Annotated in this window: 12 protein-coding genes; 6 read left to right on the forward strand and 6 right to left on the reverse strand. The window is 65.2% G+C overall.

Annotation, left to right across the window (positions count from 1 at the left end):
- The first annotated feature begins 84 nt into the window (after positions 1-84).
- The gene (locus BM297_RS09670; protein WP_092430660.1) at positions 85-1,431 is read left to right on the forward strand and encodes an amidohydrolase; all 1,347 of its coding nucleotides are present in this window, start codon (positions 85-87) and stop codon (positions 1,429-1,431) included.
- A gap of 311 nt (positions 1,432-1,742) precedes the next feature.
- On the opposite strand, the gene BM297_RS09675 is transcribed toward BM297_RS09670, so the two are convergent.
- Positions 1,743-2,153 carry a PA2779 family protein gene (locus BM297_RS09675; protein ID WP_092430662.1) on the reverse strand — a complete coding sequence of 137 codons (411 nt, stop codon included), beginning with the start codon at positions 2,151-2,153 and terminating at the stop codon, positions 1,743-1,745.
- Between the two features lie 234 nt (positions 2,154-2,387).
- Here BM297_RS09675 and phaR point away from each other — a divergent pair, with 234 nt between their 5' ends.
- Positions 2,388-2,918, forward strand: coding sequence for a polyhydroxyalkanoate synthesis repressor PhaR (gene phaR, locus BM297_RS09680; RefSeq protein ID WP_092430664.1), 531 nt, complete (start codon positions 2,388-2,390; stop codon positions 2,916-2,918).
- A gap of 195 nt (positions 2,919-3,113) precedes the next feature.
- Here the strand turns inward: phaR and phaP are convergent, their stop codons facing one another.
- On the reverse strand, positions 3,114-3,689 hold the full coding sequence (gene phaP, locus BM297_RS09685) for a TIGR01841 family phasin (protein WP_092430666.1): 576 nt from the start codon (positions 3,687-3,689) through the stop codon (positions 3,114-3,116).
- Between the two features lie 468 nt (positions 3,690-4,157).
- Between phaP and phbB the strand changes: the two genes are divergently transcribed.
- The 3 genes from phbB (at position 4,158) to phaC (ending at position 8,031) form a co-directional block, all read left to right on the forward strand.
- Positions 4,158-4,907, forward strand: a complete 750-nt coding sequence (gene phbB, locus BM297_RS09690; RefSeq protein WP_090311470.1) for an acetoacetyl-CoA reductase — start codon at positions 4,158-4,160, stop codon at positions 4,905-4,907.
- 95 nt (positions 4,908-5,002) lie between these two features.
- Positions 5,003-6,181, forward strand: a complete 1,179-nt coding sequence (locus tag BM297_RS09695; RefSeq protein ID WP_092430668.1) for an acetyl-CoA C-acetyltransferase — start codon at positions 5,003-5,005, stop codon at positions 6,179-6,181.
- Positions 6,182-6,315: 134 nt separating this feature from the next.
- The gene (gene phaC, locus BM297_RS09700; protein ID WP_092430670.1) at positions 6,316-8,031 is read left to right on the forward strand and encodes a class I poly(R)-hydroxyalkanoic acid synthase; all 1,716 of its coding nucleotides are present in this window, start codon (positions 6,316-6,318) and stop codon (positions 8,029-8,031) included.
- Between the two features lie 103 nt (positions 8,032-8,134).
- Here the strand turns inward: phaC and BM297_RS09705 are convergent, their stop codons facing one another.
- Complete coding sequence (locus BM297_RS09705; protein ID WP_092430672.1) at positions 8,135-8,806, reverse strand: acyl-CoA thioester hydrolase/BAAT C-terminal domain-containing protein; 672 nt, start codon at positions 8,804-8,806, stop codon at positions 8,135-8,137.
- 190 nt (positions 8,807-8,996) lie between these two features.
- Here BM297_RS09705 and BM297_RS09710 point away from each other — a divergent pair, with 190 nt between their 5' ends.
- Positions 8,997-9,494, forward strand: coding sequence for a CBS domain-containing protein (locus BM297_RS09710; RefSeq protein WP_175526630.1), 498 nt, complete (start codon positions 8,997-8,999; stop codon positions 9,492-9,494).
- Positions 9,495-9,594: 100 nt separating this feature from the next.
- Here the strand turns inward: BM297_RS09710 and BM297_RS09715 are convergent, their stop codons facing one another.
- Genes BM297_RS09715 through fdhF form a run of 3 tightly spaced genes read right to left on the reverse strand, consistent with a single transcriptional unit; the run spans position 9,595 to position 13,560 of the window.
- Positions 9,595-10,440, reverse strand: a complete 846-nt coding sequence (locus tag BM297_RS09715) for an FAD/NAD(P)-binding protein (protein WP_092430676.1) — start codon at positions 10,438-10,440, stop codon at positions 9,595-9,597.
- Positions 10,428-11,477 (reverse strand): 4Fe-4S dicluster domain-containing protein, encoded by a 1,050-nt coding sequence (locus BM297_RS09720; RefSeq protein ID WP_245768243.1) that lies wholly within the window; start codon positions 11,475-11,477, stop codon positions 10,428-10,430. Before BM297_RS09720 ends, BM297_RS09715 begins: the two co-directional genes overlap by 13 nt.
- Entirely contained in the window at positions 11,470-13,560 is a 2,091-nt protein-coding gene (fdhF, locus tag BM297_RS09725; protein WP_092430678.1) for a formate dehydrogenase subunit alpha, read from the reverse strand. Before fdhF ends, BM297_RS09720 begins: the two co-directional genes overlap by 8 nt.
- Between the last annotated feature and the right edge of the window lie 48 nt (positions 13,561-13,608).

Below are 13,608 nucleotides of genomic sequence, written 5' to 3' on the forward strand. Positions count from 1 at the left end.
AGCATTAGACGCATCAGAAGTGGCTTCGTATTTTGCATCGACTGGTCAGCAGGCCAGGATGATCGAGTGTTTCGGAGCAGAACAATGACAAGAAAGAATCTGAAGCTCGCTGCCATTGGCCTGGCAACGAGCGCTACCTGGCTGAGCCTTGCACCGTCAGCGCATGCCCTCGAGGCGCCGGTACTGGCCGACATCCAGTCACGGGTGAGCGCCATCGAAACCCGGATGATCGGCTGGCGCCGTGACATCCATCAGCATCCGGAACTCTCCAACCAGGAGCATCGCACAGCCAGACTTGTCGCCGAGCACTTGCGCAGCCTGGGTTTCAAGGTCAGCGAGAATGTCGGCGGCACCGGGGTGGTCGGCATCCTCGAAGGCAGCCAGCCGGGCAGGGTGGTCGCCTTGCGTGCGGATATGGATGCGCTGCCGATCAAGGAATTGACCAATGTGCCCTACGCCTCCAAGGCGAGGGGGATGCACATGGGCAAGGAGGTGGATGTCATGCATGCCTGCGGGCATGACGGACATACGGCCATCCTGATGGCCACGGCGGAAGTGCTGGCAGGCATGCGCGAGCAGATCCACGGCACCGTCAAGTTCATCTTCCAGCCCGCCGAAGAGGGACACTCCGAGGAGCCGCACGACGAGCATGCGCACATCGGCGCCCAGGCGATGATCGATGCCGGCGTGCTGGAGAATCCGCAGGTCGATGCCATCTTCGGCCTGCACCTGATCCCGGCATTCCCGACCGGCACCGTGGCCTATCGCCCGGGACCGATCCTGGCCTCGGGCGACGCCTTCGCCCTCAAGGTGACCGGCAAGCAGACCCACGGTGGTTTCCCCTGGAACGGTATTGACCCGATCGTCAGCTCCGCGCAGATCATCATGGGAATGCAGACCATCGTCAGTCGCCAGCTCAACCTGTCGCGCGAGCCGGCGGTGATCTCGATAGGCTCGATCCAGGGCGGCAACCGGGAGAACATCATTCCGGAGAGTGTCGAGCTACTCGGCACGGTGCGCACCTTCGATGACGGCATGCGCGATGAAACCCTCAAGCGCATGCAGGTCACCGCCGAGTCGATCGCCCAGGCCAGCGGAGCCCAGGCCGAGATCAAGTTCCTCAAGCCCGGTTATGCCACCACCGTCAACGACGCCAGCCTGACCGAACAGATGGCACCGACGCTGCGCCAGGTGACCGGCGGCAAGGCGGTGATTGCACCCAAGCTCAGCGCGTCCGAAGACTTCTCGGCCTATCAGAAGCAGGTGCCCGGACTATTCTTCTTCCTCGGTTCGACCGATCCGCAGCGGGATCCGAAAACCGCGGCGCCCAATCACTCGCCGTACTTCGAGATCGACGAGGCTGCACTGGCCGTCGGCGCGCGCAGCCTGGCGGCGCTGGCACTGGACTATCTGGAACAGTCGAAGCGCTGAGGCGACACGGCAAGGTATCTGCCTGGGTTGCCGCTTCGGCGGGAGCCCAGGCACTGCTCAAATGCAATATCCGGGTCTGGCCGTTATCGGATATTGCATTGATGGATTTCCGTAATGAACTCCTCCTGGCTCGGATTCGGACTTGTGCGTAAATACGCATAATTATGGTTATGTTAAATTGTATATGCGTTCAAGCTGCCTAGATTTGCCAACGCCATCCCTGGTCCACTCTTCTTCTGCCACCGTCTGGAGCTCTCCGGCAGCTGCGACACGTGCGCGCAACTGCCGGGTACCGGCTGACGATTCCAGTCTCAGCGATTGATGCAGTTGACGAACTTGAACACGTTGGTGGCGCACAGCATGTCGGTAATGATGAAGATCACCAGGAACAGCACGATGATCCCCAGGACCCCACCGACCCCCGCACCGGCCGGCGCTGCGCTCAGTTGCTGGTTGAAGTGGGCCAGTTCGGCATTGGTCAGGCTCTGGATGCGCCGCTCGACCTGATCGCGCTCGACCCCCAGAGCTTCCAGCTTGCCCTGCACATCCTGGTTATCCAGCATGGCCAGCAGTTGCTGGCGATCCAGTTGTTGTTGCTGCGCCTGAACGACTTCCGTGGTGCCGATCATCGACGCCTGCGCTACCGGCACCTGCACGACCAGCAGCAGGTGCGATGCGGCAAGCAGCACTGCCAGTCGGCGGGAAAATGCACGCTTGAACATAAGGGCACTCCTTTACTTGATCCGCTATCGACCAGCGCAGGATGACGCTGGCTCTAGGGCAGCATAGATGACGGGAATAAGTTCGCCTGTATGGACGAAGCTGCTGCATGTTCCGCTCGGGATGTCTCAGCCCCCCCTGACGTCGAGGTGTCAGGCAAACGGCACAGGTCAGTCCAGTGCGTGGTGGTTTGGGTTAACATGGCTGACACAACCCTGTTCGCGAGAGTCCGCAGCATGTCTGATCAGAACCACGTCCGCCTGATCAAAAAATACGCCAACCGCCGTCTCTACGATACGCAGACCAGCACGCATATCACGCTGCACGACATTCGCCAGTTGGTCATCGATGAAGAGCCCTTCCAGGTGCTGGATGCCAAGACGGGCGAAGACCTGACCCGCAGCATCCTGCTGCAGATCATTCAGGAAGCCGAAAGCGACGGCGAGCCGATCTTTTCCAGCGACATGCTCAGGGGGATCATCCGGTTCTATGGCCCCTTCCAGGGCATGCTCGGCAACTACCTGGAAAAGAGCATCCAGGCGGTCGTCGACATCCAGGCGAAGACCGGCCAGCAATCCTCCCAGGCCTGGAGCGATTACATGCGCAGCCAGTTGCCGGTGATGCAGGATCTGATGGGCCAGTACGTCGAGCAGTCGAAGCAGCTGTACCTGAACACGCAGAACCTGTTCGGCATGTTTCCGGGCTTTCCAGGCACCCCGGGCCGCAGCGACAAGGACAAGAAGGACGATGGTGACGACAAGGCCTGAACGGTCTTGAAGCACCTCGCACCAGATGCGTGCAAGGCCGCGCTAGCTGGGGCATTGCACGCTGCCCCGTACTCAGCCCTTTCCTCCGCCAGGTGCCCGCCGTGCTCAGGCGCCTGACGCAAGAAGGGAGCCGCCCATCCAGCACCATTGCGGCACTGACAAGCGACTCCCCTCTCCTTTCACCATTCCCACCGCTTACTTGCTGCGAGTAGTACCAGCCGCGGCCTTGGTAGCTTCACGAGTTGCCTGACCAGCGGCAGTGGCCGCGGCAGTGATGCCGTTTTCGGCGATTTCTGCTGCCTGCTTGGCGGTTTTCTGTGCACTTTCGTAGACACTACCAGCAGTCTCGACGGCCGACTTGAGCACCGCCACCGCCGACTCGGAGCCAGCTGGCGCATTCTTTGCAATCTCTTCTACCAGCTCCTGAACCTGCTGGGCGTTGCGAGCCGCTTGACGCTCGCTGAGCTTGGCGATGTCAGCCTGGGTGCTGGACAGCAGGTCGTAGACCTTGCGGTTGAAGTCCATCAGGCGCTCGGCCTGCTGGGCGGGATGAGCGATGGAGCTGAGCACTTCGGTGAAGCTCTGCGGATCACGAACGGCGAGCAGCTTGCTGGCGTTGGCAAAGGTTTCCTCGCTGGCCGAACGCAGGGTGGCGATCTGCAGATGGCTGATCTGCTCGATGCCTTTGAGGAACTTGCTGTTCATCTGCTGCAGCAGCTCGAGATTGGACTTCTGGGTCGCCTGCAGTTTTTCCGAATCGAAGAAGGTCATGGATGAATCTCCTGATGATGAGAAAGGCTGAAAAACCATGCTGTCGTGTACCCATGCACCCGACCTGCAATTTCATTCTTGGCGATTCCGGCGCAATGCGCAACTATTTTTTTGCACTGCACAAAAACCATCTCAGACCCTCAGCCACTCCGCAAAAAGGAGGTGAACCGTAGAGATCTGCGCCAAGGCAGCTAGCCGTAACATTATTTTGTGTCCATTATGTTTCACGTGACGATGCTTGAGGACATGGACCCAGACGGCATTTTTGCAGAGCAACAGGAGGTGACGCGACGGTCGGGAGAAGCCACGCGGTTTCCCGTCAAGAAAACGCAATAATCCCCCAGCAAGGTAGTCACATCGGGCCAGAACAGAAAAAGCCCGATTGCCGGTCAGATGAGCGGGCACCACACGACCCGAGCGCACCGGCAGCGTTATCCAGCTTTCAAACATTCGATGGAGTGACCGAGCATGACCAACAACAACAAGCGTATTGCACTGGTAACTGGCGGCATGGGTGGTATCGGCACGGCGATCAGCCAGCGCCTGTACCGCGATGGCTATATCGTCGTGGTCGGCTGCAGCACGCAGTCCACCCGCAAGGACGCATGGCTGGAGCAGCAGCGCCAGGAAGGCTACGAATTTCATTGCATGACCAGCGACATCACCGACTGGAACGACACCGTGCGTGCCTTCGCCCAGGTGCGCGAGGAAGTCGGCCAGATCGACATCCTGGTCAACAACGCAGGCATCACCCGCGACACCACCTTCAAGCGCATGACCCCGGAAGACTGGAACGCGGTGATCTCCACCAACCTCAACGGCCTGTTCAACACCTCCAAGCAGGTGGTTGACTCGATGGTCGAGCGTGGTTTTGGCCGCATCATCAACATCTCCTCGGTCAACGGTCAGCGTGGCCAGTTCGGCCAGACCAACTACTCGGCGGCCAAGGCCGGCATCCACGGCTTCACCATGGCCCTGGCGCGGGAAGTGGCCAGCAAGGGCGTCACCGTCAACACCGTTTCCCCCGGCTACATCCTCACCGATATGACCGCGGTGATCCGTGAAGACGTGATGGCGAAGATCGTTGCCGGGATTCCGGTCGGCCGCCTGGGCCAGCCCGAGGAAATCGCCTCCATGGTGTCCTGGCTGTCCTCCGATGAGGCCGCCTACGCCACCGGCGCGGACTTCTCGGTCAACGGCGGTCTGAACATGGCCTGATCGGCCCGCTCAGCCGACCGCGGCGACTGGCCGGGCAATCGCTCCCCCGCCCAGTCGCCCCTCCCCTTGATTGTGTTTGCAGCAGAGGTTTCACCATGAACGATGTTGTCATTGTCGCCGCTACCCGTACCGCCATCGGCAGCTTCCAGGGTGCCCTGAGCTCCATTTCCGCTCCCGACCTGGGCGCCGCGGTGATTCGCCAGCTCCTCGAGCAGACCGGCGTGCAGCCGGGTGCCATCGACGAAGTGATCCTCGGCCAGGTACTGGTCGCCGGCTCCGGGCAGAACCCCGCCCGCCAGGCCGCGATCAAGGCCGGCCTGCCCCACGAAGTGCCGGCGCTGACCCTGAACAAGGTCTGCGGCTCGGGTCTCAAGGCCGTGCAACTGGCCGTGCAGGCCATCCGCTGCGGCGACGCCGAACTGATCATCGCCGGCGGCCAAGAAAACATGAGCCTGTCCCCCTATGTGCTGCCCAAGGCGCGCACCGGCCTGCGCATGGGCCATGCCGAACTGGTCGACAGCATGATCCAGGACGGCCTGTGGGATGCCTTCAACGACTACCACATGGGTGTCACCGCGGAGAACCTGGCCGCGCGCTTCGAGGTCACTCGCGAGCAGCAGGATGCCTTCGCCGCCGCCTCCCAGCAGAAGGCCGCCGCCGCCATCGAAGCCGGGCGCTTCAAGAGCGAGATCACCCCGATCCTGATCCCGCAGCGCAAGGGCGATCCGCTGGTGTTCGACACCGACGAGCAGCCGCGCGGCGACACCACCTACGACAGCCTGAGCAAACTGCGTCCGGCGTTCAAGAAGGACGGCAGCGTCACCGCCGGCAACGCCTCCAGCCTCAACGACGGCGCCGCCGTGGTGCTGCTCGCCAGCGCCAAGAAGGCTGCCGAACTGGGTCTGCCGGTGCTGGCCAAGGTCAAGGCCTACGCCAGCTCCGGCGTTGATCCGGCGATCATGGGCATCGGCCCGGTTGCGGCGACCCGCCTGTGCCTGGAAAAGGCCGGCTGGGACATCGAGCAGCTCGACCTGGTCGAGGCCAACGAGGCTTTCGCCGTGCAGGCCCTGAGCGTCAACAAGGAGCTGGGCTGGGATGTCGCCAAGATCAACGTCAACGGCGGCGCCATCGCCCTTGGCCACCCGATCGGCGCTTCCGGCTGCCGCATCTTGGTCACCCTGCTGCACGAGATGCAGCGCAGCGACCTGAGCAAGGGCCTGGCCACCCTGTGCATCGGCGGTGGTCAGGGCGTCGCCCTGGCAGTCGAACGCTGATAGGGTTACTGCACCGGCGTGGTCGATGGCCATGCCGGTGCAGGCCTCTCTCGGCCGGATAGCCCGTTCACGATCGGCGTTTCGATCATGAGCGAGCTTCGACAAACTGCAGACTCTGGATAGCGGACACTGAGATGGACAACTCCCCACCCTCTTCACCTTTCTCGGCTTTTTTCTCGGCCAACATGCCCTTTGTCGCCCGCGCGGCGCTGGAACAGCTGCGTTTCTGGGTGCGTCACAATCCCTGGTTCCAGGGCAAGAACACTGACGCCTGGTTCGAGGTGGAGGGGGCCGTACTCGACCGCCTGCAGGCCGAGTACAACGGCGAATGGGCCCAACTGGGCATGCAGCTGCTGACCCAGCAGCCATTCACCTTCAGCGATTCGCGCTTCTCCGGCAACGCCTGGAGCCAGCCGCTGTTCGGCTCGCTGGCTGCGCTTTATCTGCTCAATTCGCGCTTCCTGATGCGTCTGCTCGACGAGCTGCCGATCGAATCCGGCAAGATGCGTCAGCGCATGACCTTCCTGGTCGAACAACTGGTCGCCGCCGGCGCGCCGAGCAACTACCTGAACAGCAACCCCGAAGCCCTCGAGCGCGTGGTGCAAACCCAGGGGGCCAGCCTGTTCAGCGGCATGCTGCATCTGGCCAGCGACATGAAGGAAGGCAAGCTGCGCCAGTGCGACAGCGGCGCCTTCGAGGTCGGCGTCAACCTGGCCACCACCCCGGGCCAGGTGGTCTACCAGAACGAACTGTTCCAGCTGATCCACTATGCACCGCAGAGCGACACCCAGCACCAGCGCCCGCTGCTGATCGTGCCGCCGGCGATCAACAAGTTCTACATCCTCGACCTGCAGCCGGAAAGCTCGCTGGTGCGCTACGCCCTGGAGCAGGGCCACTCGGTGTTCCTGGTGTCCTGGCGCAATGCCGACGAGAGCATCGCCAGCGCCACGTGGGACGACTATGTGGAAAAGGGCATCATCGAGGCGATCAAGGTCAGCCAGGCCATCAGTGGCCAGGATCAGCTGAACATCCTCGGCTATTGCGTCGGCGGCACCCTGCTTTCCTGCGGCCTGGCGGTACTCGCGGCGCGCGGCGAGAAGCCGGCGGCCAGCCTGACCCTGCTGGTCACCCTGCTCGACTTCGAGAACAGCGGCGTGCTCGACGTGTTCGTCGATGAGGAGATCGTCAGCTACCGCGAGCGCACCATCGGCGGGAAACAGGGCAAATTCGGCCTGTTCCGTGGCGAAGACATGGGCAACACCTTCTCCCTGCTGCGCCCCAACGAGCTGTGGTGGAACTACGGCGTCGAGAAGTACCTCAAGGGCCAGAAGCCGCGCTCGCTGGACCTTCTGTACTGGAACAACGACAGCACCCACCTGCCCGGTCCGATGTATTGCGGCTACCTGCGCCACACCTACCTGCAGAACGACCTGAAGACCGGCAAGCTGCAGTGCTGCGGCGAAACCATCGACCTGACCAAGCTGGACATGCCGACCTACCTGGTCGGTACCCGCGAGGACCACATCGTGCCTTGGCGCGGCGCCTACGCCAGCACCCGCCTGCTCAAGGGTCCGCTGCGCTTCATCCTCGGCGCCTCCGGTCATATCGCCGGGGTCATCAACCCGCCGGCGAAGAAGAAACGCAGCTACTGGACCAACGACGCGCTGCCGATGGATCCGGACAGCTGGATGGAAACCGCGCAGGAGCATCCGGGCAGCTGGTGGGGCGACTGGACGACCTGGCTGGCCGAACATGCCGGCCCGCGCGCGCCTGCCGTAGCCAGCCTCGGCTCCAGCGACTACCCGCCGCTGGAAGCGGCCCCCGGCAGCTACGTGAAACAGCGCGACTGAATCGCGTGCGTTGAAACAACAGGCCCGGCCAGCGCCTATGCTGTCCGGGCCTGCTGCTTTACGGGCCGGCTATCGCCAGGGGGCGGCCAGCCCGTAACCCAGGCTACGGAATCCGCCGCAGATAGCGCAGGAACCACTCTCCCGCCCGCTCCGCCACCAGCAGCAGCTTGCCCGGCTCCTCGAACAGGTGGGTCGCGCCCGCCACCACCTCCAGACGCTGGATACCCACCAGGCGCCGCGCGCTGCCGCGATTGAGGGCCAGCACCTGGTCATCCTCGCCGCCGACGATCAGCAGGGTCGGTGCCCGCACCTTCCCCAGCGCCTCACCGGCCAGATCGGTACGCCCGCCGCGCGACACCACCGCGGCAATCGCCTGCTGGCGCTGCGCCGCGCAGATCAGTGCCGCCGCCGCGCCCGTGCTGGCGCCGAACAGGCCGATCGCCAACTCCTGCAGCTGCTCCTCCTGCTGCAGCCAGTCGACCACGCCGACCAGGCGGTTCGCCAGCAACGGGATGTCGAAGCGGAACTCGCGGGTCACCTCGTCGACGTCCTGCTCGTCCTCGGTGAGCAGATCGAGCAACAGGGTCGCCAGCCCTAGATCGTTGAAATAGCGCGCGACCATCTGGTTGCGCGGACTGAAACGGCTGCTGCCGCTGCCGTGGGCAAACAGCACCAATCCCTCGGCACCCTCCGGCAGGGTCAGTTCGCCCTGCAACAGGGCATCCTCCAGAGCTACGCTGATGCTGCGCTGGAGCGGCGCTTGAGCTTCGCCCATGATCGCGGCCTCCTGTTGAAATTGAGAGCAACTCCAACAGTCTAGGCGAGGCGTCCGGCGGTCGTTGCCGAACCCCCGGTACGGGCGTTTAATGATCGATGTATCCATGCTCATCCGGAGGATGAGATCTCGGTCCATGCGGTCAGCGCCCCGGGAACGACTGCGCGCCCGCTTAGCGAGGAGCAGGATCATGAACGTCAGTGAAGTGATGCATACGCCGGCGCAATGCTGCCATGCCGGCGACAGTCTGGAGCAGGCGGCAGAGATGATGGCCCAGCACGATTGCGGTGCGATCGCCGTGGTCGACCAGAGCAATCATGCGGTCGGCATCGTTACCGACCGCGACATCGCCCTGGCGGCGGCGCAGCGGCACAAGCCACTGTGGGAGTTGAAGGCCGGCGAGCTGACCGGTCAGCACGATCTGTACACCTGCCATGACGACACCGATGTGCACGAGGCACTGCACATGATGGCGGACAAGAAGGTCCGGCGCCTGCCGGTGGTCGGCGCCGATGGCGAGCTGCATGGCATGGTCGCCATGTCGGATATTCTCCACCGCCTGAGCATGTACGGCGCCAAAGCCCAGACAGCCCCCGAAGACTGGCGCGAAGCCCTGGAGGCCTTCAACAGCGTCACCACGCCGAGCCTGCCGATCACCATGCCCGACTTCGGTGACTACGGGCGCTAATTTTGACCGCAGCTAAGGGTTGCAGCAGATAAGGCTGCCCGGAAAACCTACCTCCCCAACGCCGGCCCGGACCTGCAGTCCAGGCATCCGGGTCGGCGCCTCAACAGGGCCCCACCCCCAATTCGCCGCCGGCGCGGCCGGTGTTGCCGCGTGCGAGCAGCTGCCGATAGTGATCATAGCGATAGGTCGGCCCGTCGACGCAGGCATAGCTGTCGGCGATGTAGCAGTGTCCGCACAGGCCCACCGCGCAGTGCATGCGCCGCTCCACCGACAGCCAGATGTTGTCCGCCGCCACGCCGCGCCGCACGCAGGCCTTGGCGATGGCCAGCATGAAGGCCTCCGGACCGCAGCACAGCACCACCTGCGGCAGTTCCTCGGCAAACAGACGATCCAGTTGCACCAGTGGCGAACCACGCAACGCCTCGGGCCCGCCATGCTCGAGGGTCTCGAGCAGCGGCAGGACCTGCTGCCAGCGTTCCCGCTCGCGGCCGAGCACCTGGGCGGCGGCACTGCGCGCGCCGTAGAGCACCCGCAGCTGCAGCGGCGCCGCATGGCGCAGGGCTTCCTCGATCCAGCCGGCCAGCGGGGCCAGACCGCAGCCGCCCGCCACCACCAGCACCCGCCGCGCCCCGAGCAACAGCGGCCAACCCTTGCCGAACGGGCCGCGATAACCGAGCAGCGCTCCCGCCTGCAGTTCGAACAGGCGCGCGGTCAAGCGGCCGCTGCGGCGGATCAGCGCGCTGAACTCGCCGCCCGCATCCGGCGGGCTGACATAGGTGAACGGCGCCTCGCCGAAGCCGGGCACGCCGAGCATGAAAAACTGTCCGGGTATCACCGCCAGATCCCCCGCCTCTGGCGCGTCGATGCGCAGGCGAAAGTGTCGGCTATCCTGGCCGTCGGCGTAGAAGTCGAGCAGGCGCAGCGCCCGCGGCGTCAGTTCGAGCATGGCTTGCCCACCTTGTGCATGACCGCATGCACACCGATGCCACCGGGACAGACTTGGTCGCAGCGCCCGCAGCCGACGCAGCCATAGCGGCCGAACGTCTGCCGAAAGCCCTCGCCGAACTTGTGTTGCCAGAAACGCTGCACTCGCTGCCCCGGCATGCCCGCGGGGTTGTGGCCGCTGGCCTCCTTCTGGAAGCCTTCGTAGAGACAGGAATCCCATACCCGTTCGTGCTGCACGCCACCGTCCGGCAGCTGGCGCTCCAGCGGCGCGAAGCAGGAGCAGGTCGGACACACCGTGGTGCAGCCGGAACAGACCAGGCAGCGCAGGCCGAGACTTTCCCAGGTCGCGGCGCTGATCTGGCCGGCATTGATCGCGGCGATGCCCGCCTGCAGCCACTGCCCGTCGCCCTGCTCGCTGGCCACCTGCTGGCGATGGAGCGCACGCTGCGCCTGCCAGTCGACGGTCGCCGGCGGCAGGTCGAGATCGGCGAGCGCCGCAGCGCCGGCCGCCGAGGCAACCAGCAGCAACCAGCCGTCCTCGCTCGGCAACAGGATCAGGTCGGCGGTGCCGGCGCGCACCTCAGGGCCACTGTCGACCAGCGTGCAGAAACCCTGGCTGCAGCTGTGCCGGCAATCGAGCCCCACCAGCAGGGTCGCCGCACGGCGGGCCTGATAGTGAGCATCGGCAGCGAAGAACTGGTCCTGATAGGCGACGGCAGCCAGGTCGCAGGCATGCAGACCGAACAGCACCTGCGCGGGCGCCGGGGGCTCGATGGCGACGAAGCGCTCGCCGTCGAAACGGAACACCGCCTCGCGCTCGGCGAAGAAGAACGCCTTGGCGGAGAACGGCGGCGGCTCGGTCTGCGCCACGAACGGCGTGGGGTCGTCGGCCGCCAGCGCCTGCCAGTGGCGTCCGCCCTGACCGTCCTCGCGCACCTCGTACAGGGTACGGCCGCCAGCCAGGTGGGCGCGCAGCCGCTCGACGCTGTCCAGCGCGAAACAGGCCAGCGCGAAGTCGTCCGATTCAGCCTTAACCATCGCCAGTCTCCTTGCTCAGCTCTTCCGGCGAGCGCGGCGCCACGCCCGGCGGCAGCGGCTCGATGGCCACCGCGCAAGCCTTCAGCTCCGGCATCTTGCTCTGCGGGTCCTGGGCGCTGTTGGTGAGGATGTTGCAGGGCGCCTCGCGGAAGTGATACGGCATGGACAGGGTGCCGGGCGGCACGTCGTCGGTGATCCGCGCGCAGGTTTCCAAGCTGCCGCGGCGCGAGCGCAGGCGCACGCCCTGGCCGTCCTGCAGGTGCAGATTGGCGGCATCCTGCGGATGGATGAACAGCAGGCCGGCCGGGGTTTCCCGCTCCAGCAGCGGCGACTTGCGGGTCATCGAGCCGCCGCCGTAATGAAAGTGCAGGCGCTGGGTGGTGAAGAAGAACGGAAACTCGGCATCCGGACACTCGTCCGGGGCGACCTGCGACACCGGCAGCAGACGGCCGCGGCCGCGTGGGAAGCTCTGCGCATGCAGCAGCGGCGAGCCCTGCGGATGCGCCGCATCGCACGGCCAGTGCAGGCCGTGGTGGGCATCCAGCGCCGGGTAGCTCATGGCCGAGCAGATCGGCGTCAGGCCCGCCATCTCGTCGAAGATGGCCTCGGCATCCGTCCAGATCATCCCCAGATAGCCCATGCGCGCCGCCAGCGCGCCGAGGATCTGCCAGTCGGTCCAGGCCTCGCCCGGCGGGCTGATTGCGCGGCGGATGCGCTGCACCCGGCGCTCGCAATTGGTGAAGGTGCCGTCCTTCTCGGCGAAGGACGCCGCCGGCAACACCACGTCGGCCAGCTTGGCGGTCTCGGTCATCGTCAGCTCGACCACCACCAGGAAATCCAGGGCGCGCAGGGCACGCTCGACGTGGTGCTGGTCGGGGTCGGTGAGCACCGGCTCCTCGCCCATGATCATCAGCGCCTTGAACTCGCCGGCCAGCGCCGCCTGGGTCATGCCCAGCGAGGTCAGCCCCGGCGCCTGCGGCATCGGCACGCCCCAGGCCTGGGCGAACTTGGCCTGCACCTCGTCGCTGGCCGCGCTCTGGTAGCCGGGATAGACGTTGGGCAGGCAGCCCATGTCGCAGGCCCCCTGCACGTTGTTCTGCCCGCGCAGCGGGTTGATGCCGGCACCCGGGCGGCCGACCTGGCCGCACACCAGGGCCAGGTTCGACACGGCGATGACGTTGTTGGTGCCGCTCTGGAACTGGGTGATGCCCATGCCGTAGGCGATGAAGGCCGCCCTGGCGTGACTCAGCGCATAGGCCAGCCGCTCCAGCTCGGCCACCGCCACGCCGGTCTGCGCGCTGGTCAGCTCAGGCGTCAGGCCGGCCACATGCTGGCGCAGGACGTCGACGTTCTCGCAGCGCTGGTCGAGAAACGCCCGGTTCTCCCAGCCATTGGCGAAGATGATCTGCAGCAGACCATTGAGCAGGGCAATGTTGCTGCCCAGCGTGAGCTGCACATGCTGGTCGGCCAGGCGGGCGAGGCGCGTCTGGCGCGGATCGACCACCACCAGCTGCGCCCCGCGCGCCTGGGCGCGCAGGATGCGCGCACCGATCATCGCGTGATTCTCGCTGGCGTCGGCACCGATCAGCAGGATCAGGTCGGCCTCGTCGATATCGGCAATGCTGCTGGTCATCGCTCCGGAGCCAAGGGTCAGGGTCAGGCCGGCCACCGAGGGGCTGTGGCAGATGCGTGCACAGTGATCGACATTGTTGCTGCCCAGCACGGCCCGGGCGAACTTCTGTGCCGCGTAATTATCCTCGTTGGTCGCCCGCGCGCAGCTGATCACCCCCACCGCGCCCGGCCCACCTTCCGCCAGTGCGTCGCGGAAGGCGCCGGCCACCCGCTCCAGCGCCTCGTCCCAGCTGGCCGGGCGCAAGCCGGTGGCCTCGCGGATCAGCGGACGGGTCAGGCGGTCGGCGGTGTCGATGGCGAAGCTGGTCGACCAGCCCTTGCTGCACAACTGGCCCTGGCTGACCGGATGGCCTGGCTGCGGCTCGACACCGACCACCCGCCCCCCTTCCACCCGCAGGCCGATACCGCAGCCAACCCCGCAGAACGTGCAAATGCTCGGAACCACGCGCATCGCCGCCTCTCCTGCCGTGTAATCCCTTTCAAGCTAGACCGCCAGACC

Source organism: Geopseudomonas sagittaria (assembly GCF_900115715.1).
Classification (GTDB): domain Bacteria; phylum Pseudomonadota; class Gammaproteobacteria; order Pseudomonadales; family Pseudomonadaceae; genus Geopseudomonas; species Geopseudomonas sagittaria.

What these genes read in the sequence shown, in the direction of transcription:
- BM297_RS09670 (WP_092430660.1), top strand. Translation starts at nt 85, where the DNA reads ATGACAAGAAAGAATCTGAAGCTCGCTGCCATTGGCCTGGCAACGAGC.
- BM297_RS09675 (WP_092430662.1), bottom strand. Translation starts at nt 2,153, where the DNA reads ATGTTCAAGCGTGCATTTTCCCGCCGACTGGCAGTGCTGCTTGCCGCA.
- phaR (WP_092430664.1), top strand. Translation starts at nt 2,388, where the DNA reads ATGTCTGATCAGAACCACGTCCGCCTGATCAAAAAATACGCCAACCGC.
- phaP (WP_092430666.1), bottom strand. Translation starts at nt 3,689, where the DNA reads ATGACCTTCTTCGATTCGGAAAAACTGCAGGCGACCCAGAAGTCCAAT.
- phbB (WP_090311470.1), top strand. Translation starts at nt 4,158, where the DNA reads ATGACCAACAACAACAAGCGTATTGCACTGGTAACTGGCGGCATGGGT.
- BM297_RS09695 (WP_092430668.1), top strand. Translation starts at nt 5,003, where the DNA reads ATGAACGATGTTGTCATTGTCGCCGCTACCCGTACCGCCATCGGCAGC.
- phaC (WP_092430670.1), top strand. Translation starts at nt 6,316, where the DNA reads ATGGACAACTCCCCACCCTCTTCACCTTTCTCGGCTTTTTTCTCGGCC.
- BM297_RS09705 (WP_092430672.1), bottom strand. Translation starts at nt 8,806, where the DNA reads ATGGGCGAAGCTCAAGCGCCGCTCCAGCGCAGCATCAGCGTAGCTCTG.
- BM297_RS09710 (WP_175526630.1), top strand. Translation starts at nt 8,997, where the DNA reads ATGAACGTCAGTGAAGTGATGCATACGCCGGCGCAATGCTGCCATGCC.
- BM297_RS09715 (WP_092430676.1), bottom strand. Translation starts at nt 10,440, where the DNA reads ATGCTCGAACTGACGCCGCGGGCGCTGCGCCTGCTCGACTTCTACGCC.
- BM297_RS09720 (WP_245768243.1), bottom strand. Translation starts at nt 11,477, where the DNA reads ATGGTTAAGGCTGAATCGGACGACTTCGCGCTGGCCTGTTTCGCGCTG.
- fdhF (WP_092430678.1), bottom strand. Translation starts at nt 13,560, where the DNA reads ATGCGCGTGGTTCCGAGCATTTGCACGTTCTGCGGGGTTGGCTGCGGT.